The organism is Ornithinibacillus bavariensis (genome assembly GCF_018333235.1).
GTDB lineage: Bacteria > Bacillota > Bacilli > Bacillales > Amphibacillaceae > Ornithinibacillus > Ornithinibacillus bavariensis.
The window spans coordinates 311,217-335,433 of sequence record NZ_BORP01000004.1 but is presented as its reverse complement, the minus strand read 5'-3'; the positions used below and the strand labels follow the sequence as shown (position 1 = coordinate 335,433).

General features: G+C 36.6%; 26 protein-coding genes. 19 read left to right on the top strand and 7 right to left on the bottom strand.

Annotation, left to right across the window (positions count from 1 at the left end; translation table 11 throughout):
• The 5 genes from KI338_RS12305 to KI338_RS12285 all read left to right on the top strand — a co-directional run.
• The coding region (locus KI338_RS12305) for a DUF2953 domain-containing protein (protein ID WP_212921290.1) at positions 1-672 on the top strand (672 nt) is incomplete at its 5' end.
• A gap of 21 nt (positions 673-693) precedes the next feature.
• Positions 694-1,314: a GerW family sporulation protein gene (gene ytfJ / locus KI338_RS12300; RefSeq protein WP_212921289.1), complete on the top strand. Its 621-nt coding sequence runs from the start codon at positions 694-696 to the stop codon at positions 1,312-1,314.
• A gap of 91 nt (positions 1,315-1,405) precedes the next feature.
• On the top strand, positions 1,406-1,903 hold the full coding sequence (tpx, locus tag KI338_RS12295; protein WP_212921288.1) for a thiol peroxidase: 498 nt from the start codon (positions 1,406-1,408) through the stop codon (positions 1,901-1,903).
• A 120-nt stretch (positions 1,904-2,023) separates the two neighbouring features.
• Positions 2,024-3,007, top strand: coding sequence for a class I SAM-dependent methyltransferase (locus KI338_RS12290; protein WP_212921287.1), 984 nt, complete (start codon positions 2,024-2,026; stop codon positions 3,005-3,007).
• A gap of 19 nt (positions 3,008-3,026) precedes the next feature.
• Positions 3,027-4,217: an acetate kinase gene (locus KI338_RS12285; protein ID WP_212921286.1), complete on the top strand. Its 1,191-nt coding sequence runs from the start codon at positions 3,027-3,029 to the stop codon at positions 4,215-4,217.
• Positions 4,218-4,289: 72 nt separating this feature from the next.
• Here the strand turns inward: KI338_RS12285 and KI338_RS12280 are convergent, their stop codons facing one another.
• Positions 4,290-4,724, bottom strand: coding sequence for a universal stress protein (locus KI338_RS12280; protein ID WP_212921285.1), 435 nt, complete (start codon positions 4,722-4,724; stop codon positions 4,290-4,292).
• A 118-nt stretch (positions 4,725-4,842) separates the two neighbouring features.
• Here KI338_RS12280 and KI338_RS12275 point away from each other — a divergent pair, with 118 nt between their 5' ends.
• Together KI338_RS12275 and ald are read left to right on the top strand one after the other, a co-directional pair.
• Positions 4,843-4,998, top strand: coding sequence for a hypothetical protein (locus tag KI338_RS12275; RefSeq protein WP_212921284.1), 156 nt, complete (start codon positions 4,843-4,845; stop codon positions 4,996-4,998).
• Between the two features lie 102 nt (positions 4,999-5,100).
• Positions 5,101-6,216, top strand: a complete 1,116-nt coding sequence (ald, locus tag KI338_RS12270; RefSeq protein ID WP_212921283.1) for an alanine dehydrogenase — start codon at positions 5,101-5,103, stop codon at positions 6,214-6,216.
• Between the two features lie 43 nt (positions 6,217-6,259).
• On the opposite strand, the gene KI338_RS12265 is transcribed toward ald, so the two are convergent.
• Entirely contained in the window at positions 6,260-7,357 is a 1,098-nt protein-coding gene (locus KI338_RS12265; RefSeq protein ID WP_212921282.1) for a M24 family metallopeptidase, read from the bottom strand.
• Between the two features lie 150 nt (positions 7,358-7,507).
• Between KI338_RS12265 and KI338_RS12260 the strand changes: the two genes are divergently transcribed.
• The gene (locus KI338_RS12260; protein ID WP_212921281.1) at positions 7,508-8,173 is read left to right on the top strand and encodes a PspA/IM30 family protein; all 666 of its coding nucleotides are present in this window, start codon (positions 7,508-7,510) and stop codon (positions 8,171-8,173) included.
• A gap of 111 nt (positions 8,174-8,284) precedes the next feature.
• Here KI338_RS12260 and KI338_RS12255 read toward each other — a convergent pair whose 3' ends face one another.
• Positions 8,285-8,905 (bottom strand): hypothetical protein, encoded by a 621-nt coding sequence (locus KI338_RS12255; protein WP_212921280.1) that lies wholly within the window; start codon positions 8,903-8,905, stop codon positions 8,285-8,287.
• 138 nt (positions 8,906-9,043) lie between these two features.
• Between KI338_RS12255 and KI338_RS12250 the strand changes: the two genes are divergently transcribed.
• The 4 genes from KI338_RS12250 (at position 9,044) to KI338_RS12235 (ending at position 12,702) form a co-directional block, all read left to right on the top strand.
• The gene (locus tag KI338_RS12250) at positions 9,044-9,724 is read left to right on the top strand and encodes a metal-dependent hydrolase (RefSeq protein WP_212921279.1); all 681 of its coding nucleotides are present in this window, start codon (positions 9,044-9,046) and stop codon (positions 9,722-9,724) included.
• Between the two features lie 490 nt (positions 9,725-10,214).
• The gene (locus KI338_RS12245; protein ID WP_212921278.1) at positions 10,215-10,970 is read left to right on the top strand and encodes a prepilin peptidase; all 756 of its coding nucleotides are present in this window, start codon (positions 10,215-10,217) and stop codon (positions 10,968-10,970) included.
• 122 nt (positions 10,971-11,092) lie between these two features.
• Positions 11,093-11,317 (top strand): hypothetical protein, encoded by a 225-nt coding sequence (locus KI338_RS12240; protein ID WP_212921277.1) that lies wholly within the window; start codon positions 11,093-11,095, stop codon positions 11,315-11,317.
• A gap of 77 nt (positions 11,318-11,394) precedes the next feature.
• Positions 11,395-12,702: a DRTGG domain-containing protein gene (locus tag KI338_RS12235; protein ID WP_212921276.1), complete on the top strand. Its 1,308-nt coding sequence runs from the start codon at positions 11,395-11,397 to the stop codon at positions 12,700-12,702.
• A gap of 48 nt (positions 12,703-12,750) precedes the next feature.
• Here the strand turns inward: KI338_RS12235 and KI338_RS12230 are convergent, their stop codons facing one another.
• Positions 12,751-13,047, bottom strand: coding sequence for a YtpI family protein (locus KI338_RS12230; RefSeq protein ID WP_212921275.1), 297 nt, complete (start codon positions 13,045-13,047; stop codon positions 12,751-12,753).
• 123 nt (positions 13,048-13,170) lie between these two features.
• On the opposite strand from KI338_RS12230, the gene KI338_RS12225 reads away from it, so the two are divergent.
• Entirely contained in the window at positions 13,171-14,112 is a 942-nt protein-coding gene (locus KI338_RS12225; RefSeq protein WP_212921274.1) for a DHH family phosphoesterase, read from the top strand.
• Positions 14,113-14,173: 61 nt separating this feature from the next.
• Here KI338_RS12225 and KI338_RS12220 read toward each other — a convergent pair whose 3' ends face one another.
• The 3 genes from KI338_RS12220 to KI338_RS12210 form a co-directional block, all read right to left on the bottom strand.
• Positions 14,174-14,371 carry a YtzJ family protein gene (locus KI338_RS12220; protein WP_212921273.1) on the bottom strand — a complete coding sequence of 66 codons (198 nt, stop codon included), beginning with the start codon at positions 14,369-14,371 and terminating at the stop codon, positions 14,174-14,176.
• Between the two features lie 240 nt (positions 14,372-14,611).
• Positions 14,612-15,115: a sporulation membrane protein YtrI gene (gene ytrI, locus KI338_RS12215; RefSeq protein ID WP_212921272.1), complete on the bottom strand. Its 504-nt coding sequence runs from the start codon at positions 15,113-15,115 to the stop codon at positions 14,612-14,614.
• Entirely contained in the window at positions 15,115-15,444 is a 330-nt protein-coding gene (locus tag KI338_RS12210) for a YtrH family sporulation protein (RefSeq protein ID WP_212921271.1), read from the bottom strand. The genes ytrI and KI338_RS12210 overlap by 1 nt, the downstream gene beginning before the upstream one ends.
• 131 nt (positions 15,445-15,575) lie before the next feature.
• Here KI338_RS12210 and dnaE point away from each other — a divergent pair, with 131 nt between their 5' ends.
• The 6 genes from dnaE (at position 15,576) to pfkA (ending at position 24,166) form a co-directional block, all read left to right on the top strand.
• Positions 15,576-18,929: a DNA polymerase III subunit alpha gene (dnaE, locus tag KI338_RS12205; RefSeq protein WP_212921270.1), complete on the top strand. Its 3,354-nt coding sequence runs from the start codon at positions 15,576-15,578 to the stop codon at positions 18,927-18,929.
• 119 nt (positions 18,930-19,048) lie between these two features.
• Positions 19,049-20,248, top strand: a complete 1,200-nt coding sequence (gene ystJ, locus KI338_RS12200; protein ID WP_280530750.1) for an NADP-dependent malic enzyme — start codon at positions 19,049-19,051, stop codon at positions 20,246-20,248.
• A gap of 64 nt (positions 20,249-20,312) precedes the next feature.
• Positions 20,313-20,936 carry a FadR/GntR family transcriptional regulator gene (locus tag KI338_RS12195; RefSeq protein WP_212921268.1) on the top strand — a complete coding sequence of 208 codons (624 nt, stop codon included), beginning with the start codon at positions 20,313-20,315 and terminating at the stop codon, positions 20,934-20,936.
• A 170-nt stretch (positions 20,937-21,106) separates the two neighbouring features.
• Complete coding sequence (accD, locus tag KI338_RS12190; RefSeq protein ID WP_212921267.1) at positions 21,107-21,967, top strand: acetyl-CoA carboxylase, carboxyltransferase subunit beta; 861 nt, start codon at positions 21,107-21,109, stop codon at positions 21,965-21,967.
• Positions 21,964-22,917, top strand: coding sequence for an acetyl-CoA carboxylase carboxyl transferase subunit alpha (accA, locus tag KI338_RS12185; RefSeq protein ID WP_212921266.1), 954 nt, complete (start codon positions 21,964-21,966; stop codon positions 22,915-22,917). The genes accD and accA overlap by 4 nt, the downstream gene beginning before the upstream one ends.
• A gap of 289 nt (positions 22,918-23,206) precedes the next feature.
• On the top strand, positions 23,207-24,166 hold the full coding sequence (pfkA, locus tag KI338_RS12180) for a 6-phosphofructokinase (RefSeq protein WP_212921265.1): 960 nt from the start codon (positions 23,207-23,209) through the stop codon (positions 24,164-24,166).
• Positions 24,167-24,217 lie beyond the last annotated feature (51 nt).

The window sequence follows — 24,217 nt, the reverse complement described above, 5'->3', positions numbered from 1 at the left end:
TCTATTACTTGCATAAAATTGGAAGGTTGTGGAAAACTATCGTTACTAATTTTTGGGGCTGAAAAAATGTTTTGGATTATATTAGGTATTCTATTACTTTTTATGTTTATGTTGATTTTGCTAATCCATATAAAAATTAAAGTGCATTATTACTTTAATCAGGAAGTACACGAAATGAATGTACAGATGTATATCATTAGAGTTAGAGTGTTTCAGAGAAATATTAATTTAAAGAACCATGTGCAGGATGAGTATTCGGATTTAATGGAAATGCTGCAAGATGAAGGTGATGGTTTTAATCTCAATCGTTTGAAGCAGATGGTAAAAAATTTATTACAAGGATTAAAAATAGCAAAGCAACTATTACTTTTCATTCTACAAAATATTACGTTTCAGCAAATCGAATGGAAAACGCATTTTGGAACAGGTGAGGCAAGCAGTACTGGAATTGTTTCTGGTGGAATTTGGATGGTAAAAGGGACATTGCTAGGAGCGTTGAGTGAGTTTTCTAATCTGAATTGTCAGCCTAATATTATTATCATTCCGTACTTTCAACAACGCGGATTTCAGTCGAAAATTGATTGCATTGTAACCATTCGTTTAGGAAAAGCTATTCACACAGCTATGTATTTGTTGCGAAAAATATTCGGTAACAAAGAAGTATATAATTAATTTTTTAATAGGAGGATTACAATGGAAGAACATCCGATTCAAGGACTTATGACTACTGCAATGGAAAACCTAAAAGATATGATTGAAGTGAATACTATTATTGGAGACCCTATTGAAACTCCAGACGGTAGTGTAATCATTCCTGTTTCTAAGCTTGGTTTTGGGTTTGCTGCTGGTGGAAGTGAATTTAAGCCGAGTGGAGGAAAGAAGAGTAATAGTGATAAAGAAGAAAGTGGAGATAGTGGAGGAAGTGAAGGTAGTGGCGGAAACAGTGAATCTGTCCTACCATTTGGAGGTGGTAGTGGTGGAGGAGTGTCTATTACACCAATCGCATTTCTTATTGTAAGTCCTAAAGGAATTAAGATGGTACATTTAGATGAAAATACACATATTTATGAAAAGTTGATTGATTTTGCTCCAAAAGCTGTGGAAAAGATTCAACAGTTACTTCAGGAAAGTGGGATGGGAAAGCAAAATAAACAAAAGGAAACAACAAAAGGGCAAGGAAATAGTAAAAAAGGAGAAAAGAGCGAAGAGAAAGATAAACAAGAAGAAGACGATAGAGGAAACTTCGAAAATAAAAAAAAGGATGACAAGGAAAGATCAAATTCAGAAGAATCTTCATCTATCTATGATATTTAAGTAACTATACATAGAGGAATGAGGACAATATGTTTAATACGAAGCAACTGTTTATGTTATGATAAAGATAAACTACTGGAATAGGAGGAAGATGATGGTTACATTCGCTGGAAAGCCTGTTAATCTTTTAGGAAATGAATTAAAAGTTGGTGATGAAGCACCAGATTTCAAGGTAATAAATAATGACCTAGAAGAGAAAACACTTGCTGATTACCATGGTAAAATTAGATTAATTAGTGTAGTTCCTTCCATTGATACAGGAGTATGTTCTATTCAGACGAATCGTTTTAATGAGGAAGCAAAAAAGCTTGAAAATGTTCAAGTATTGACGATTAGTATGGATTTACCATTTGCACAAAAAAGATGGAAAGAAGTTAATCATGTTGAAAGCCTTGAGCTGCTATCCGATCATAGAAACGCAGATTTTGGAGAAAAGTATGGCGTGTTGATCAAAGAACTTCGTCTCCTAGCTCGTTCCATATTCATAGTTGATACAAATAATAAAATTACATATGTTGAATATGTAAATGAAGTAACAGAACACCCAGACTATGATAAAGCTTTAGAAGCTGCAAAACAAGCACAGTAATGCTAGTCTCCCCTCTAGTGGGAGACTTTTTATGTTCACATAAATGTCATAAGCTATTACTTTGTACAGAGTACAATAGTTTTGATAAAATATAACGGGTTGGTAGAACGGAGGGTGTCAATGGAAAAAACAAATGTAGAAGTACTTTTCGATTGGATGGATCACACTACGCAAATAATCGAACAACATCTAAATGAACCTTATTTGGACAGCTTAATAATAGCACTAGAGACCATGTTTTATCAGGGTGCTGAAGAGTCTATGGATGATATTCTTACACATAAGCTACATACAGCCTTAGAACAATTAAGGTTAGAGAATTATGATGCAGACGATATTCGCAAAGCCATTCAATTTGCTGTATTAAAAGGAATGAAGGAAGTAACACAACAACAACATATGATGACCCCAGAAGCAGTTGCTTTACTTATTGGCTATCTTGCACAGAAGTTAACAGAGAAACAAGAGAGCATACGAATTTTTGATCCAGCCTGTGGAACAGGGAATATGCTTACAACGGTTTGTTCCCAACTTGATAAATCTATAGAAGCATATGCTAGTGAAGTTGATTCCACATTGGTACAGCTTGCTCTTGTCAGTGCAAATTTACAAAAGATAACAATAGAATTTTTTCATCAAGATAGTTTACGCCCATTCTTATTGGATCCAGTAGACTTAATTGTTTCCGATTTACCAGTAGGATACTATCCGGATGATATCCGTGCCGCAAACTATGAATTAAAGGCTGAGGATGGCCATTCTTATGCTCACCATCTGTTCATTGAACAGAGTATGAATTATACGAAGGAAGGCGGCTATTTAGTTTTATTACTACCTACATTTATTTTTGACGGTGAAGGGTCAGACAAGCTCCATAGGTATCTTCAGAAGTATACCCATATTGTTGGAGTTCTTCAACTACCGGAAAGTGCCTTTCAATCTGAGAAAAACGCCAAATGCATAGTAATTCTACAAAAGAAAGGGAAAAATACAGAAGGACCAAAACAGCCATTATTAGTTCAGCTCCCTTCTTTAAAAAACACCCGTGCAATGGAAGATATCTTAAATAAAATGAATAATTGGTTTAGCAATTATCGTAAATAACAACTAGGAGTGGACAACAATGAGTAATGTATTAGCAGTTAACGCTGGAAGTTCTTCATTAAAATTTCAGCTAATTACAATGCCTGAAGAAAAGGTAAGAGCAAAGGGGCTTGTAGAAAGAATAGGCTTACCCGAGTCCGTTTTTACATTTGAATCTAATGGTGAAAAGGATAAAACCGTTTCCGATATTCCTAACCATGAAGTCGCAGTAAAGATGCTGCTTGATAAATTAACGAATTCAGGTGTTATTCAATCATTAACGGAGATTAGTGCAGTCGGACACCGTGTTGTGCATGGAGGAGAAAAATTCAACGATTCAGTCTTAATAACAGATGATGTGATTAAAGAAATAGATGAATTATCGGAATTAGCTCCATTGCATAACCCTGCAAACTTAACAGGGATTAAAGCCTTTCAAGAGGTAATGCCAGATGTTCCGATGGTTGCCGTATTTGATACTGCTTTTCATCAAACTATGGCACCACAGTCCTATTTATATAGTCTACCTTATGAATATTATAAGAAGTATGGGATTCGTAAATATGGCTTCCACGGTACATCCCATAAGTACGTATCGCATCGAGCAGCTGAATTAATGGGGAAACCTATTGAGGAATTACGCTTAATCTCTTGTCACCTAGGGAATGGTGCAAGTATCTCTGCAATAAAAGAAGGAAAATCAATTGATACCTCTATGGGATTTACTCCATTGGCAGGGGTAACAATGGGTACACGCTCAGGTAATATTGATCCAGCACTTATTCCATATATTATGGAGAAGACGGGAAAGACAGCTGAAGAGGTAATTGATGTGTTAAATAAGCAAAGTGGAATGCTTGCTTTATCTGGCTTCTCCAGTGATTTAAGAGATATTCAACAACAGGCTGAGACAAATCCGCGTGCCGAACTAGCACTAAATGTGTTTGCTGGTCGAATTCATAAATATATTGGCTCCTATGCAGCAAGAATGTCAGGTGTCGATGCAATCATTTTCACTGCTGGTGTTGGTGAAAATAGTGATGTAATTCGTTCTAGAGTCTTAAACGGGTTAGAATTTATGGGAATCTATTGGGATCCGATGTTAAACCGCTCTGCTAGAGGAAAAGAAATGTTTATAAACTATCCACATTCCCCAGTAAAGGTAATTGTTATACCGACGAATGAAGAAATTATGATAGCAAAAGATACGGTTCGACTAACCAATATCTAAAATGAAAAGGATTTGATAAAGAGTTATCAAATCCTTTTTGGATTAAGGAAATACACGAGGTAAATATACACGTTATCGAACAACAAGTACATCACATATTGCATATCGAGTAATACTTTCAGATACACTACCAATAAGAAATCGTTCCACAGCATTCTTGCTTGTTGCACCGCATATAATTATATCGGCATTAAATCTGCTTGCAATTTCTTTTGCTAATTTTATTTTTGGTGAGCCATATTCTATACATTGGGAGATGTTTTCTAATCCATATTCCATTGCTTTTTTTACGTAGCTTTCCACTAAATCTCTTGCAAAGTCTTCAGCTCGTTCCGCTAATGAACGATCATATGCTTCAGCAGTTGCAAAGGTTCGAGAATCAATTACATGGGCAAGGATGAGGTGAGCGTTATTTCGTTTAACGAGATGAATTGCTTTTTCAAAAGCCTTATCTGAAGCATCCGATCCATCAATTGCCAATACAATATTCTTGTATTCGTAATTCATGGTATTCTCCCCTTTCTTTATCTACCTCCATTATATGATTTGGACTTACTGTATTGGTAAAAGAATACATGCTTTTTATGAGGATTTAATGTGCAAACTAAGTATGGAGGTGAAACTTATGGGTAGAAAGGAAAACAAGCATAAGTTATTTGAAGATCCGAAGGGAATTGCTGCTGTTCAAAATCAATTATTCGAGAGCTACCAAAGTGGTGTTGTGGAGGATCAACTTCATAATAATCGTGGGATATGGACATTTAATAATAGAAAGAATTAAAATAAGGAGAGGCTTTTCTCTCCTTATCATTAAATGGTATGTATTTTTTGGTTTTTTTGGTACAATGTAAGTGCTTACAAAACATAGGGGAAGGTGTTCCAAATGAGAATAGGTATTCCAAAGGAAATAAAAAATAATGAAAATAGGGTAGCAATAACACCAGCCGGGGTACTTACCTTGAAAAATGCTGGGCATGAGGTTTTTGTTGAAACAAATGCAGGACTTGGTTCTGGTTTTACTGATAATCAATACATACAAGCTGGGGCAAAAATAGTTAATACAGCAAAAGATGCTTGGGCACAGGATATGGTAATGAAGGTAAAAGAGCCTCTGCCACAAGAGTATGATTACTTTTATGAAGGATTAATATTATTTACGTATCTTCATTTAGCGAATGAACCAGAGTTAACTCGTGTATTACTGGAGAAAAAGGTAGTTGGAATTGCATATGAAACAGTACAATTGGCCAATGGAACACTTCCATTATTAACACCTATGAGTGAGGTTGCTGGACGTATGGCCGCACAGATTGGTGCACAATTCCTAGAAAAGCCTAAAGGTGGAAAGGGAATCCTTCTAGCAGGAATTCCAGGCGTTAAACGTGCCAATGTAACGATAATTGGTGGGGGAGTAGTTGGGACAAACGCTGCTAAAATTGCAGTAGGACTCGGTGCCAATGTAACGATTCTTGATTTAAGCCCTGAAAGACTTAGATATTTAGATGACACATTCGGAACTTCTATTAATACAATGATGTCAAATCCTATGAACATTGCAGATTGTGTTGCAGAATCTGACTTAGTAATAGGTGCTGTTCTAATTCCAGGAGCTAAAGCACCGAAACTAGTAACGGAGGACATGGTTAAGCAGATGACAGAGGGCTCTGTTATAGTAGATGTAGCGATAGATCAGGGTGGAATATTTGAAACAAGTGACCATGTTTCAACACATGATAACCCTACCTATGTAAAACATGGTGTACTACATTATGCGGTTGCAAATATGCCTGGTGGTGTACCACGTACAGCTACTATTGGATTAACCAATGTAACGGTTCCATATGCATTACAAATTGCCAATAAAGGCTTTAAAGAAGCATGCATAGGTAATCCTGCATTATTAAAAGGATTAAATACGGTCGATGGATTTGTAACCTATAAGGCAGTTGCAGATGGTCTTGGATTAGAGTATAGAAATGCAAATGAACTATTCGTATAGAATAGAAGAAGTGCCTGGTTTTCTAAATCAGGCACTTCTTTCATTAATTAATAATTTGTAATTTTTTCGGGAATTTCGTTAATATTTCAGCACCAGTATCGGTCATGAATACCATATCTTCAATCCGAACCCCACCAATTTGTGGAACGTAAATACCTGGTTCAATGGTATAGCACATACCTTTTTGTAAAGGTAAGGTATTTTTGCCATGAAGTGAAGGATATTCATGGGTTTCAATTCCTAAACCATGACCAATTCTGTGATTAAAGTATTCTCCATAACCTTTTTCTGCAATATGATCTCTTGCTGCTTTATCGATATTACCGACAGGAGTTCCAAGCTGTGAAGCTTCAATAGCCTTTAATTGTCCATCCAGAACGGTATTGTATATTTTCTCCTGTTCTGCTGTAATCGATTTGAACGCCACCGTTCTTGTAATATCAGAACAATAGCCATTATAAATAACACCTAAGTCGAATAGAACTAAATCTCCGCTTTCCAATTTAGCTGAGCCAGGAGTTCCGTGTGGGGAAGCAGTCTTTTTACCAAATAAAGCCATGGTGGAAAATGACATTCCCTGTACGCCATGTTTTTTTAATTCATATTCAATAGCTGCAATTACTTCAAGCTCAGAAATGCCCTCCTTTAGGGCGTTTATCCCAGTTTGAACACCAAGGTCAGCAAGCTCTGCTGCTCTTTTCAAGTATTCGTATTCAGTATCATTTTTGATGACACGAAGGGTGGCAACTACTTCCTGTTTATTGATGACCTTTGTCTCAGGAAGAATGGCTTGTAAACTTTGAAAACGACTCAATGTTAGGTAATCTTCCTCGACCCCTAACGAGTTAGGTATTTTTCCTTGTTTATTTAGAAAAGCTAGAAATAATTCCCAAGGATCCTCGTGGTCGTGGTAATCTATCATAGGATAATTCCAGCCTGCAGCCTTAGCATCTTCTTTTTCCATGGCAGGCAGGATAAGGACAGGATCGTGAGCTTCCGTAACATATACAGCTACGACACGCTCATGTGGATCAGTATAATAATTACTCATATAGTATACATTTGCAGGAGATGTGATAAGAATGCTTTCCAATTTATTATTTTGGAGTTCGTTTATTAGTGCTACTATTCTGTTAGACATTTAATCACCTCATTTAATATCATTTATTATAAACTTATATAGATTCTATGTACAACATTATAATTTTATTGTATTTTTTGAAACCATTTGTTGAATCATCCGTACTATAGGTAGATATTTTTTTAAATTACTAAAATGGAGGTTGTCTATATGTTTAAATTTTTTAAGCGAATGAAAACTATCGTCAGCTCAGAATTAAATTCTATGTTGGATAAGGCCGAAGACCCAGTGAAAATGCTCGATCAATTTCTTCGTGAGATGGGTGAAGAGATCCAAGAAGTTGAAGCAGCTGTTGCGAAGCAAATAGCAAATGAAAAGATACTTAAAAGAAAATTTGAAGATGCAGAAGCTATGGTGGTTAAAAGACAGGAACAGGCAGAAAAGGCTGTTAATGCTGGAGAAGATGAGCTTGCGAGAAGAGCATTAGCCGAGAAGAAGGAATATGAAAATCAGGTAACCTTACTACAAAGCTCCTATGAGCAAGCCAAGACGGATTCGCAAGTGCTTAAGAGTAAGCTAGATGAAATGAAAAAAGAATACCAAGAGATGAATTTGAAAAAGGATTCATTAAAAGCACGTGCTGAAGCAGCGAAGACTCGTACGAAAATAAATCGCAGTATGTCCTCAATTGGTGGAGACGAATCTAGACGTGGCTTTGAACGAATGGAAGAGAAAGTTCTACGCTTCGAAGCAGAAGCTGAAACTAGTGAGGATTTAGCAGTACAAAGTCGTACCTTAGATGATGAATTTAGAAAACTAGATTCTGATGTAGAAGATGAATTAGCCGAATTAAAAAAAGCAATGGGTAAAGAATAGCGGACTAAAATAGCGGGCTTAAACCTGCTATTTTTTTATGCAATTTATCCAGTAAGCTGTATATATGAACTTGATCAAATAGTGCGAAGTATGAAATTTGATTAAGAGAGGTTAATCTAAAGCAGCTATTGCTAACCGAAAAACAGAAAATGACGAGAGAACGGTAACAAAATAAGCTATTGCTACCCGAAAAATAGAAAATGATGAGATAACGGTACCCAAAGCAGCTATTGTTAACCGAAAAACAGAAAATGGTGAAAGAACGGTAACCAAAGCAGCTATTGCTACCCGAAAAATAGAAAATGATGAAAGAACGGTAATCAAAGCCGCTATTGTTACCCGAAAAACAGAAATAGGTGAAAGAACGGTAACCAAAGCAGCTATTGCTACCCGAAAAACAGAAAATGACAAGAAGACGGTAACCAAAACCGCTATTGCTACCCGAAAAATAGAAAGTGACGAAAAAACGGTAACCAAAGAGGCTATTGCTACCCGAAAAACAGAAAATGATAAGAAAACGGTAACCAAAGCAGCTATTGCTACCCGAAAAACAGAAAATGGTGAGATAACGGTAATCAAAGCCGCTATTGCTACCCGAAAAATAGAAAGTGACGAAAAAACGGTAACCAAAGAGGCTATCGCTACCCGAAAAACAGAAAATGACGAGATAACGGTAACCAAAACAATTATTACTACCCAAGAAACTGAGTTTATCTCTACAATGGTAGTCAATTTAATTAGTTCATCATTATAAAATTCCTCTCAGACTAGCTCTTAGAGGATATTTGGTCACGAAATTAATTTTTGATAAAGGAGTTTTGCTAATCTATATAGAATGTATTAACTAGATAATTTTGAAAGGATGATTGGATGAAAGTTTCTTATCATGGACATGCCGTAATAAAGGTACAAACAGAAAAGCATACTATTTTGATTGACCCATTTATTACTGGTAATCGATTATGCGATTTGGATGCAGATACTATTCAAGTGGATTACATTCTACTTACACATGGTCATAATGATCATGTAGGGGACACTGTAGCGTTAGCAAAAAGAAATGATGCTCTAGTAATTGCACCAAATGAACTTGCAGATTACTTAAGTTACCAAGGTGTTAGGGTACATAATATGCATATCGGTGGCTCCTATAAGTTCGATTTTGGCAAAGTAAAATTTACCCAAGCATTTCACGGTTCCTCATTTCAAGAGGAGGATGGTACCATTGTCTACACAGGTATGCCAGCTGGAATTTTATTAACGATTGAAGATAAGACAATTTATCATTTGGGGGATACAGCATTATTTACGGATTTAAAAATGTACGGAGAAATGAATAATATTGATGTAGCATTTATTCCGATTGGAGATAATTTCACTATGGGACCTGAGGATGCGTTAATTGCTGCTGATTGGGTCAAGGCAAAAATTGTAGTTCCGATACATTATAATACATTTCCAGTTATTGAACAGGACCCAGAAGATTTCGCTAAAAAAGTCAAGACTGGGGAAGGAAGGGTTATGAAAACTGGAGATGTAATTGAATTATAAATCGAATTAGAGGATTTAATAACGTTTCTAGGTTTAAGAAACAGATGTAATAAAATAGGTTGGGGATATTTAATTAACCCAACCTTTATTGTTCCTCTGTGCGCAACTAGCTGCCCAGTAATTAATAAGACTTATCAGTTTCCATATAATCAACATGAGTGTGATCAATTGGTATCAAAGTCTGATACCAATCAGGCTATTGGTAAATAATTATTTTAGTTAGCTATGTTTCAGGCATTTTCCAGCTATCAATAGGTTTATTAATTACTTTAGCATTTTAAAGAAAGAACAGGTAGGGTAATGAGTACAAATTATTCTGTGGTTGCTATTTATTAAATAAAACCATGTGAAATAGGTAAATGATTTTAACTCGAATAGTTCTAAACACTTTAAACGCGAGTAATTCTAGTACTCACGTCTTACAAGTTATTGTAAGGCATTTTCAATAATAGACATAATGGAAGAAAATTGTTAGAGGGGAACTCAGGATTTGGAATATTTAGGTTATCTTTATTTCTTTATATTGGGGATCATTTTCGGTTCGTTTTTCAACGTCGTTGGGTTACGTCTACCAATTAATCAAAACTTTACATACGGGCGTTCATACTGTCCATCCTGTAATCATGCATTAGCTTGGTATGAACTAATCCCAGTTCTATCATACGTATTTCAACTTGGGAAATGTCGATATTGTGAAAATAAAATTTCTACGGTTTATCCAATGATAGAGCTATTTACAGGGTTATTGTTTTTGTTATGCTTTATAAAATATGGTTTAAGTATAGAACTGATCATTGGATTACTTCTCATGTCGTTACTTGTCATTATTTTTGTTACCGATATCAATTACATGCTAATCCCGAATAAGGTCTTGCTATTTTTCCTTCCAATCTTTTCTGTTTTGAGGATTATTGTCCCATTAGACCCTTGGTGGTCACCAATTGCTGGGGCCATTATAGGATTCGGTATTGTAGCGGTCATTATATTAGTGAGTCGCGGAGGAATGGGGGCCGGCGATATGAAGTTATTTGCTGTATTAGGCATCGTGTTAGGATTGAAAATGGTATTGTTAGCTTTCTTCTTATCTTGCGTGATTGGGGCAATAGTTGGCATTTGCTTATTAATAATAAAACGTATCAATCGAAAACAAGCAGTACCATTTGGACCTTATATCGTGATTGGAACCGTTTTAGCTTATTTATATGGTGACTCCATTTTAGAGTGGTATTTTTCAACAATACTATAAGAGGATGATAGCATGGTATACCAGAATAAGGCAGCCGAATGGCTGTCTTTTCTTATATGATGAGTCGGGTTCTGTTTTCTAGCAAAACTTCATACACTAACTAAGAAAAGGAGGGATTGTTCTTGAGGCATTATGCAATATTGCGCATATTATTAGCGGCATTCTTTTTATACTTTGCTTGGCCACTTATTCCAAAAGCCGAGACGCAAATAGAGATGTTGTTTTGGGGATCATGGATGGTTTTCTTGCTTTTAGTGATTGGAGCTAATTTTGCTACACTGCTTAAGTTAGCGGATCCTCCTGTTATGGAACAGGAATATGATAAACAAAGGCAAACAGATTCTTAAACATTGAGCCACAAGCGATTCATCTGTATAATAGATATACAAGAAAAGATTAGTACAGATGAAGAGCGGTGAACGAAATGGCTACAAAGCACGAACAAATTATTCAGCATATTATGTCGCTAGATGTTGGCAGTAAAATTTCTGTACGACAAGTAGCAAAGGACTTAAATGTAAGTGAAGGAACTGCATATCGTGCGATTAAAGAGGCTGAAAATATAGGCATAGTTAGTACAATAGAACGAGTTGGTACTATACGAATTGAACGAAAGAAGAAAGAAAACTTTGAAAGACTGACATTTGCTGAAGTAATTAATATTGTAGATGGACAGGTTCTAGGTGGTCGGGAGGGTCTTCATAAAACATTAAACAAGTTCGTAATTGGTGCTATGCAACTTGATGCGATGATGCGTTATACAGAAGCAGGCTCATTATTAATTGTTGGGAATCGTGTGAAGGCGCATGAATTGGCTCTGAAAGAAGGAGCTGCAGTCCTTATAACAGGTGGGTTTGATACGGAGGAATATATTAAACATCTAGCTGATGAAAAGCAGCTTCCAATAATATCGACCAGCTATGATAGCTTTACCGTTGCGACGATGATTAATCGCGCGATTTATGACCAGCTGATTAAGAAAGAAATTGTCTTAGTAGGGGATATTTGTACACCTTTTGAACACGTGGAATTTCTAACTGTCGGAGAAAAGGTAGAAAATTGGTATGAGGTCAATGAGAGATCTACACATTCTCGATTTCCTGTCTTGGATAAGAAGAATCAAGTTGTAGGTATGGTAACCTCCAAAGACATTATTGGAAAGGATAAAAATCTACCGATAGAAAAGGCAATGACTAAAAATCCAATCGTAGTCCAATCGAAGACTTCTTTGGCGTATGTAGCTCATATGATGGTTTGGGAAGGTATCGAGGTCGCACCAGTTGTAGATGAGTCCTCCATCTTAAAGGGGATTATATCGCGTCAAGATGTACTGAAAGCATTACAACTAATTCAACGACAACCACAGATAGGGGAAACTATTGATGATATCGTGAAAAACACGGTAGAATCCGATGAATATGAAAAGGATAAATTTGAAGCTAAAGTAATACCGCAAATGACGAACCAACTTGGCACTCTTTCGCCTGGGGTTTTTACATCAATCGTTACGGAAGCTAGTAGTAGGTTATTAAGACAATTAAAAAAAGGAGAATTAGTTGTCGAGAATATTACTGTATATTTTATCAAACCTGTAAATATTGACTCTCTATTGACCATTAAGCCGAAAGTCATTGAAGCAGGAAGGATTTATGCAAAAATTGATGTAGAAGTATTTAATATGAAGAAATTAGTTGGAAAGGCACTGCTAATGGCTCAAATTATTGACAGATAGTTTATATGCATAGCTGTTCGAAATGAAAAATGCTGACTAGCTTACTATCTAGTCAGCAGGGTTCAATCGTTTCCATTCATTACGATAATGCTTTGTTTCTCGGAATCCGCGCACTAGCTGTAGGATACCAAGGAAAATGAAAATGATACCAACGAATAATGAGATTTTAGTTTGGTAGAAGACGTATTGATTTATGCCAAAAAAAGAAATAAATAGTCCAAGGCATATTCTAGATTTTGCATTAAAGTATGCTTGTGTCAACCTATCCTTTGTTTTTAATATAGCAACTTTATAGTATATGTACATAACTACGGATAGGACAATCACAATTGGAAATATTATCATTTATATCTACTCCTAGTCCAATTCTTTAAATCGTATATTTCCCAACACATATTGTAGCATCTTTTCATAAAAATAAGCTAGCTATAATATGTTAATATCGTGAACAAGTAAAGGAGAACAAAAATGTCTATTGATGCTATTCACTCTACCATACAAGATTACAATACTATTATTATCCATCGACATGTTCGACCGGACCCTGATGCTTTAGGGGCGCAAGCTGGACTAGCGGAACTAATTAAGGCAACCTATCCACAAAAAAAGGTGTATCTTGCTGGGGAGGATGATCCAGCCCTAACCTTTTTGGTAGAAATGGATTCTATTGATGACTCTTTATTTGAAAATGCGCTTGTTATCATCTGTGATACAGCGAACACTGGTCGAATTGATGATGAGCGCTATATAAAGGGAGACAAAATAATTAAAATAGATCACCATCCAAATGTCGATCCTTATGGGGATATAAGTTGGGTTGATACTACTGCAAGCTCTACTAGTGAGATGATTTATGAGTTTTATGTAAAAGCAAGTGGGATGAAAATGACAACTGAAGCTGCGAGACTTCTATTCGGAGGAATAGTAGGGGACACTGGGAGATTTTTATTTCCTAGTACAACGAAGAGAACATTACAAATTGCAGCGGAATTAGTTACTTATGATTTTGATCGTACTGCCTTATATGACGGAATTTATAATATCAAGGATAATATCGCAAGACTTCGTGGCTATATTTTGCAAAACTTTACCTTAGATGAGAATGGTCTTAGTGTTATAAAGTTAACGTCAGACATTTTAGCCCAATTTCAGGTCAGTGTGATGGAGACGGGGCAATTAGTTGGAACTTTAGGCGATATTGAAGGAATTGTAGCTTGGGTATTCTTTATTGAAGAAGCTGACCAAATTAGGGTTCGATTACGATCGAAGGGACCAGTTATTAATGAAGTTGCGGCTAAATATAATGGAGGTGGACATCCATTAGCATCAGGTGCTTCGGTTTATTCCTGGGAGGAAGCGGAAAGTGTTGTAAACGATTTAGAGCAAGTTGTACGAGACTTTCATAAATAGCGGTTTTATTATTTTTACGAAGAAAAAAAGGTGCTGATTTCAAGTTAGAAATCAGCAGCCTTTAACTACTTTTACTTTTCGTTACTGGAATAAACCAGCACCCTGAAGGTGTTTCATCATAATACACATTCAGCCCGAATTTTTCTATATCTCTTTTAATTAAACGAATTACCTCTTTGGATTCAGCATATGCAGTGCGGCCCTTTTTTAATTGCTCTATCTTACGGTCACGGATACGTCTTTCATTCATAATTAACATGCGTACATTCCCCCTCTCGACAGGATATGAATGACTGTTCAACTTTATTCCTAGTTTACTAAAAAAACAGCCTGATTCCAATAATATTAATGGAATTTTCAAGAAATATTCACAACTTGGCTAATCATTGTAAATGTCAGTTCTGCTATACTATTGGAATTGCGGCAATTTCTGATGGAAATTAAAAATCCTCTCCATAAAGATATGTAATAAGGAGAGGTATGGTGTCTGTATTATCCATTAGTCTGCAATATCTGCTTTAGCAACTATTCGAATCGTAGAAGATATAATTAAACGCTTTATTTCAAAGCTGTAGGTAAAATCATCGACCTTGAAGGACTTATTTTCAATTGCTGAAATTAAAAGAATATCACTGTCAGAAATTGCTTGGATATCTTTTCCGAAGACATCTTTAATTTCTTCTTTCACTAAGCTCTCCAACTGAAGAAGAAGTAGCCTATCAATCTTCAAATCCTCTGCATTGATAATTTCGAGAACGATCTCATTTATTGTGACAGGTTTCTTGGACTTCTCGTTTAAATCTTGGTTGTCTTTCATAAGAGCATTAATTTTATCTTGTGCATCATCTAACTCGGCTTGGATACTACTATTCTCTTTTATTTGCCTTTCATACATCGTTCCATACATGAACAATACAACCCAATAGGAAAGTAATGCACCAAAAAACATTCCAACGAAAAACCGCTGCCATCCAGGTCTTTTATAATAGGGTGGTACGTGCATTACGAAACCTCCTCCTGAATGAGCCAGCTAATAATTATTATAGCTGCTTTAGCCCCTCCCATTGCAGATAATATAATCAAGCCCTGTTTTATTAAATCAATAGAGGATCCGTCAAGTGCCCTCTTAAAGTTGTCAATTGCATCAAACGTTCCACCAATAGCTGCGACAATACCCCATATCCACAGTTTTCTAGCGATTCGCCCCATTTCAGTAAAAGGAGCATCTCCTGTTGCAAATGCTCCAATACCACCAATGAGTGTACCACCAAGAATGACACCAAAGGCGATGAAAAAGCAATGAATAAATTGTGCAAAAAAACGTTCTTCCATAATTGCTGCTCCTTAACGATAAGTTGATTTCTCTTCATTGTATGATAGATTTGGACAAGATATGTTTGTTGATATACAGATAGATATGTAATTGGCTATAATAGGATTAGAGAAAGTAGAGGCGGGATAGTATGTCGTTTACACATTTACAAGTTCGGACAGGCTATAGTTTTTTTAATAGTACCATCACGATTGAAAAGTTAATTAAAAGAGCAGCTCAACTAAAAATGACTGCCTTAAGTATAACCGATGAAAATGCATTATTTGGAGCAATCCCATTTTATAAGGCATGTCTTTCTCATGGAATAAAACCAATCATTGGAATGACTGTTAATGTGTTGAATGAAGAGGGAATACAAGAGGAAATAGTCGTACTTGCCAAAAATAATAATGGGTATAAAAACCTGGTGAAGTTAACAACGACAATTCAGCGAAATGGTAAAAATGAAATAGAAAAGGAATTACTAGGGAAATTTACCGAGCATTTAGTTGGGATATTACCGGTTAAAAAAGGTCAGGTAGAACGGCTTATAATGAGTACGACATATGATCATGTAGAGGAGTTCCTGACATCTTGGAAATCTATCTTTACAGTGGATGATTTTTATCTTGGAATAAGCCATTATGGTCAGGAGCAGGATCAACTACTAGTAAATGGGATGCGTGCATATCACAATGCGTATCATACGAAGGTAGTGGCTATCCATGATGTGCGCTATTTAATGGAGAAGGATGTAAAGGCATATGAGTGCCTTCAAGCTATGAAATATGGGAAAAGTTGGAATGGAACAACTGCGAATTACACTTCACAATTCCATCAGCTACTTTCCCAGCAAGAGATGGAACAGTTATTTAGTGCTTGGCCAGAGGCTCTTTATAGGACAGAGGAAATTGTAAGTAAGTGTAACGTCTCTTTTGATTTTGATTCCAGAATGATACCGGCATACCCAGTACCAAATGGTCTTGATGCACATGACTATTTATCAAAATTATGTTGGGAAAATCTTGATAGCCGTTATAACACGATCACTAAGGAGCTAAGGAATCGGTTAACACATGAATTATCCATTATTCAGAGGATGGGATATAGTGATTACTTCTTAATCGTTTGGGATTTTATTAAATATGCTAAGGAGAATCACATAATGGTCGGACCTGGGAGGGGTTCCTCTGCTGGTTCACTAGTTGCATATTCTTTAGGTATTACAGATGTTGACCCAATGAAATATCAGTTAGTCTTTGAACGATTCTTAAATCCTGAGCGAGTAACGATGCCAGATATTGATGTGGATTTCTCGGACCAACGACGCGATGAGGTCATTACATATGTACGGGATAAATATGGGGAAGAACATGTCGCACAAATTATTACATTCGGAACATTTGCGGCTCGCTCTTTAATTCGAGAGCTAGGAAAGACGATGTCCATTGATAGCCAAGATATATACTTTATTCTAAAGCATATTCCTAATCAAACCTCAAATTCGATAGCAAGCTTATTGAAGTCGTCGAAAGAATTACTCGATTATGTCAGTCAAAATCAGAATTTAAAGATGTTATTTCAAATCGCTGCTGTACTTGAAGGGATACCAAGACATACTTCTACTCATGCTGCCGGTGTCGTTATAAGTGAGACACCTTTAGTAGATCATGTACCATTAACAGTCGGGGCAACGAATACAGCATTAACTCAATTTCCAATGACCGATTTGGAATCATTAGGCTTATTAAAAATGGATTTTTTAGGGTTAAGAAATTTAACTATATTAGAACGAATTGTTGAATCCATTCACTATAAAGAGAAAAAGGATTTTCAATTGGATCAAATCCCAGAGGGAGATTCCCTCACCTTCGATCTATTAAAGAAGGGGAAAACAAATGGTGTATTCCAGTTAGAATCGGATGGCATGAAACAGGTACTTAAACGCTTGGTACCTAACACCTTTGATGATATAGTAGCGGTTAATGCACTTTACCGACCAGGTCCAATGGATTTCATCCCAACCTACATTGACAGAAAACATGGTAGAAAGCCAACTACTTACCCACACCCAGATTTGGAGCCGATCTTGGAAAGTACGTATGGTGTATTAATTTATCAGGAGCAAATCATGCAAATTGCGCATCGAATTGCTGGATACACGTTAGGTCAAGCAGATGTATTAAGAAGAGCAGTTAGTAAAAAGAAACAGGACATCATGGATGCACAAAAAGAAGCATTTATTGCTGGGTGCATGAAGAACGGGTATGAAAAAAAGGTTGGCGAAGAGATTTTTGCTTGGATTGTCAAATTCTCAAACTATGGATTTCCAAAAAGTCATGCTGTAGCCTATAGTAAAATTTCCTATCAGCTAGCTTATTTAAAGGCACACTATCCAAGACACTTTTATGCAGAGCTGTTAACATCGATAGGAAATCAACAAGATAAAATACAAGCCTATATGAATGAAATGAAGGAGCTACATATTAAGGTTGGTTCACCATCTATTAATAAGAGCTTTGGACGTTTTTCTGTTGAAGATCATTGTATCAGGATGGGACTCTTATCTATAAAGGGGATTGGGAATCAAACTGTACAAGAAATACTTCGAGCAAGAAAGGAGGGGCCATTCAAAAATTTGTTTGATTTTTGTCTTCGTGTTACTCCTAAACTAGTCAATAGGCAGTCGTTAGAGGCACTCATAATGGCTGGTGCATTTGATGAAACGTATCCGAATCGTGCAAGCCTATTAGCATCGATTGACCAGGCCATGGAACAGGGAGAGCTATTCCGTGAATTTACGGATCAGCCTACGCTATTTCAAGATCAACTCGATCTCGTTCCTTCCTATGTTAATATTGAAGACTTTAGTTTGATTAGAAAGCTTGCTGACGAAAAAGAGTTACTCGGTATATATGTATCTAGTCATCCGCTTAAAGAATATCGAGAAAAATTGCGAGAAAATGGTTTTATTACGCTTGATCATGCTCAGGACATACATGGAAAGAGAGTAGTTAAAAGTGCTGTCATTATCCAAGAGATTAAAACAATTCGTACTAAGCGAGGCGAGCCTATGGCATTTCTAACGCTGAGCGACGAGACCAGGGATATGGATGCAGTTGTTTTTCCAGAACAATACCGCTTAAACAGTCCGCTCATAAAGGAAGAGGCGCTTGTTTTTATTGAAGGAAAAATAGAATTTCGTAATGGAAAAACACAGTGGCTACTTTCAGCTATTGTTCCATTTGATGATAATATATTAAAAAATGATTCAACTGCTCGGCTGTTTATTAAAATTACGGAGAAAACCAGCAAGGAAGGGTTAAACATTGTTCGTGACATCGCTACCAATCACCCTGGTGCGACCCCTATAATTGTTCATTACGAGGAACAAAAACGAACCTATCAGCTTTCGAAGGACTATTTTATCCATATTAGTAATGAAAGCCTAGAAGCATTAGCAAAATACTTTGGTAAGGAAAATGTAGTCTACGAAGCAAAATAGACCATTCTTTACAGACTAATTCATTTTGTTATAATGGAGTAGTTAAGTGGTCTGACCACTAACGCTTAGGCTACAAAAAGGAGCGTAAAAAAGTGAACTTGAGAGATGAAGCATTGCATATGCACAAGATGAATAAAGGAAAATTGGAAACCACCGCTAAGGTTCCAGTCCGTAATGCAAGCGATTTAAGCTTAGCATACTCCCCAGGTGTTGCCGAGCCATGTAAAGAAATTCATGACCGGAAAGAACTAGTATACGAATATACCATGAAAGGAAATATGGTTGCCGTTGTTAGTGATGGTTCGGCTGTACTAGGTCTAGGGAATATTGGTCCAGAGGCTGCACTACCTGTTATGGAAGGGAAGGCCGTTTTGTTCAAAAGCTTTGCTGGTGTGGATTCCTTTCCTATTTGCTTGGACACACAAAATGTAGATGAGATAGTTAGAACAGTTAAGTTAATGGAACCTACCTTTGGCGGTGTAAATCTTGAGGATATTGCTGCACCAAACTGCTTTATCATCGAAGAAAGATTAAAAAAAGAAATGAATATCCCCATCTTCCACGATGACCAGCATGGTACCGCAATTGTTACCGTAGCAGGACTTATTAATGCATTGAAATTAGTTGGCAAGTCATTTTCCGAAATCAAAGTAGTAGCGAATGGCGCTGGAGCAGCGGGGATTGCTATTATTAAATTACTATACAACTTTGGTGTTCGGGATATGATCATGTGTGATTCTCGTGGCGCAATTTTTGAAGGCCGTTCTTATGGAATGAATGAAGTAAAGGAAGCGGTTGCAAAAATTACGAACCTCGATAAAAGAGAAGGAACATTGGAAGAAGTGATTGAAGGGGCAGATGTATTTATTGGTGTATCCGTCGGAGGCGCTTTAACCAAAGAAATGGTTAACAAAATGAATACCGATTCCATCATATTTGCTATGGCAAATCCTGATCCAGAAATAATGCCAGAGACTGCGAAAGATGCTGGTGCTAAAGTAATTGGGACAGGACGTTCTGATTTTCCAAATCAAGTAAATAATGTCCTTGCTTTTCCAGGAATCTTCCGCGGAGCTTTAGATGTTCGTGCAACACGTATCAATGAAAAAATGAAGGTAGCCGCAGCTAAGGCTATTGCCTCTTTGATAACAGATGAAGAACTAAATGAGGATTATGTGATACCAGCACCGTTTGATCCAAGAGTAGCACCTTTAGTTGCTTCTGAGGTAGCAAAAGCAGCAATGGAATCAGGCGTTGCTCGTACGCAAGTAAACCCTGAGGATGTAGCTGAAAAAACAAGAAAACTAGCAAAAATATAAAATGATAACAAAACCCCTTTCCAAGTAACCAATCGGTTTGGCTCAGGAAGGAGTGAAGCATGGTATGTCCATGTCACCAAAGCAAAAGGTATATCAGGAAGTTCTTCATGAAGTTCGGAATTTTATAGAATTCCATAATTTAAGCCCTGGGGATAAGCTCCCATCTGAAAGAGAGCTAGCAGAAAAACTTGGTGCAGGAAGGTCTTCTGTTCGAGAAGCATTAAGGGCAATGGAATTATTAGGTATTATCGAAACAAGACATGGAGAAGGTACTTTCTTAAGTGAATATCGGCCATATCAGACCGTTGAACTATTATCTTCCTTTGTCTTAAAGGAAAATACACCGAAAAAAGAACTAATAGCAGTAAAAATGCTATTAGAAAAAGAAGCAGCAAAGCTAGTTTTTACCAAAATGGATGAATCAGTTGTAGGGCAGTTACAAAATCTTATTAATAATCCCGATTTAAGTACTAGAGAGCAGCATTTTACTTTTTTTAGTTTATTATTTGCATTAACTGAAAATCACTTTTTAGCTCGCATATGGGGATTAATAGATGAATATACACATAATCTAAATGTCCATTATTCAAATGATTTTTATCATAGACTATTAAATATTTATAAATCAAACCGAATAGCTGCGATTGAAGGTCTATTTTTAGAAGAAAAAATGCCTAATATAATGTAATTATTAATCTTATCTATTATCTTTGAGAAAAGTTTTTTCTTCGACTATTAACGACAGCATTTTTGGTTAGACTTGCTGTATAGTAGAATAATCGGGTTTGAAAATAATCTATGATGCAATCATAAATCCATTAAAAGTAGCATTTGGTGTAATGATAAGGGGGACTTATATTGCTTAAAGATCTTTTTAACAAGAAAAGGAAATACGCAACGATTCCTAGTGGAGAGTCAAAAGTCGATATTCCTGAAGGACTTATGAAAAAATGTGATAAATGTTATAAAATTTTCTATAGAAAAGAAATGATTAACAATCTCAATGTTTGTCCCAATTGTGGACACCATCATCAATTAGATGCTTGGGAACGTATTAATAGTTTGTTTGATGAGGGTTCATTTACAGAATGGGATCAGGGTATGATTGCTACAAATCCACTTCATTTTCCTGGATATGAGGCTAAATTGGAAAAAGACCGAGAAAAAACGGGCTTAAATGAGGCAGTTGTGACAGGTAAAGGGGACATTGATGGACAGGCTACTGCATTTGCTGTAATGGATGCTAGATTTAGAATGGGAAGTATGGGTTCTGTAGTTGGTGAAAAGATTGCTAGGGCAATTGAAAATGCTCGAAAGGAATCATTGCCATTCATTATTTTTACAGCTTCTGGGGGTGCCAGAATGCAGGAAGGTGTTCTCAGCCTCATGCAAATGTCTAAGACTTCTGTTGCAATTAGCCGCTTCTCAGAATCTGGTGGTCTCATGATTTCCGTAATGACTCACCCGACAACAGGAGGGGTTTCTGCTAGTTTTGCTTCATTAGGGGATTATAATTTTGCTGAACCAGGGGCATTAATTGGATTTGCTGGTAGACGTATAATTGAACAGACAACAAGAGAAAAGCTACCAGACGATTTTCAGACAGCAGAATTTTTATTAAAGCATGGTCAATTGGATCAAGTAATTCACCGTCATGATATGAAACAAGTATTAGGAACACTTCTCAAGATGCATCAGAAGGGTGGTAGTCCTGAATGAAGCAAATACTAGAATTTGAAAAGCCGATAATGAATTTAAAAGAAAAGATTGCCGAGCTAAAGAAATTCACCGGTGAAAGTGAAATTGATTTAACAGATGAAATTGCTACATTGGAAAAACGATTAGCAGAGCTGGAAGATAATATATATGGCAATTTAAAGCCATGGCAACGTGTTCAAATGGCAAGACACCAGGATAGACCAACAACGCTAGACTATATTTCTGAATTATTCACAGACTTTTTGGAGTTTCATGGTGATCGTACCTTTGGCGATGATGAAGCTATCGTTACTGGTATTGCTTACTATAAGGAAGTACCTATAACCGTAATTGGGCATCAACGTGGGAAAAACACGAAAGAAAATATTCGTAGAAACTTTGGAATGCCACACCCAGAAGGATATAGAAAAGCGTTAAGACATATGAAACAAGCAGAAAAATTTAATCGTCCTATTATTTGTTTTATTGATACGAAAGGTGCAGATCCTGGTAAAGAATCCGAAGAGCGAGGTCAAAGTGAAGCTATTGCCAGAAACTTAATGGAAATGGCTGGACTAAAAGTTCCTATCATCTGCATCGTTATTGGGGAAGGTGGAAGTGGTGGAGCGCTTGCCTTAGGTGTTGGTGATCGCATATTTATGTTGGAGAATTCCACCTATTCTGTCATCTCACCAGAAGGTGCTGCTGCATTGTTATGGAAGGATGCAGGCCTAGCACAGAAGGCAGCTGAATCGATGAAAATAACTGCCCCAGACCTATTTGAGCTAGGTATTATTGATGAGATAGTTCCAGAGCCAAAGGGTGGTGCTCACCGAGATATCGAACAACAAGCAAAGAATATGGATGCTGTTATCGAGAAGGCATTAAAAGAGCTAGCTGATTTAACAACAGAAGAACTATTAGAGAATCGCTGGGAAAAATATAAACAAATTGGAGATTTTAAGGAATGATAAAAGACATAAGGCTGACAATTGTCAGTCCTTATGTCTTTTATTGGCTGTTTGCTAATAGAGTATGTCCTATTGTTAATGTGTTTTACTAATTCGCCGTAGAACTTTTAAACAGTAAAACATATATAAATTTATTTTGAAATTAGAAGGTTTTTGATTGATATTTTAAGATACAAGTCTTATCTTGTATTAAGAAGGGAACCCTATGGACAACTGTTAAATACATAAGTAAATAAGATAGAAGAAGTATATACTACTTTAGAAAACGTCTAATCGAGGTGGAGTTATTATGAAAAGGCTGGGAGTTTTAACTAGTGGTGGTGACGCACCTGGAATGAATGCTGCAATTCGTGCAGTCGTTCGTAAATGTATTTATCATAATGTTGAAATATATGGCATCAAATACGGGTATCAAGGGCTAATTGAAGGTAACATTGAAAAACTGCATGTTGGCTCTGTTGGGGATATTATCCAACGTGGTGGGACGAAGCTGTATTCTGCACGTTGTCCGGAATTTAAAACAGAGGAAGGTCAGCGTAAAGGTATAGAGCAGCTGAATAAATTCGGTATTGAAGGTTTAATCGTAATTGGTGGCGATGGTAGTTTTCGTGGTGCACAAAAACTAACAGAAAAAGGGTTTCCTTGTATAGGAGTTCCTGGGACGATTGATAATGATATTGCGGGAACCGATTTTACCATTGGTTTTGATACGGCACTTAATACCATTATTGAGGCAATTGATAAGATTAGAGATACTGCTACCTCTCACGAACGTACGTATGTCATCGAGGTTATGGGAAGAGATGCGGGTGACCTTGCATTATGGGCTGGTCTTGCTGATGGAGCAGAAACAATTTTAATTCCAGAAAGACAAGATGATTTTGAAGAAGTCATCAGTCGTTTGAAGCGTGGAGTTGAACGTGGCAAGAAACATAGTATCATTATTTTGGCTGAAGGCGTTGGAAGCGGAATCGAATTTGGAGAGAAAATTAAACAAGCAACGAATATAGAAACTCGTGTTACAGTTCTTGGCCATATTCAACGTGGTGGTTCACCAACTGCAGCTGATCGCGTTTTAGCGAGTCGATTAGGTGCAAAAGCAGTAGACCTTCTGTTAGAAGGGAAAGCTGGAAGAATGGTTGGTATTCAAAATAATAAACTTGTTGATTATGATATCGCTGAAATTTTAACCCAAAAACATGGTATAGACGAGGGTATGTATCAATTATCTAAGGAATTATCGATTTAATAAACGAATTTAAGTATGTTTAAAAGAGAATGTAACGTTTTAAGGAGGATT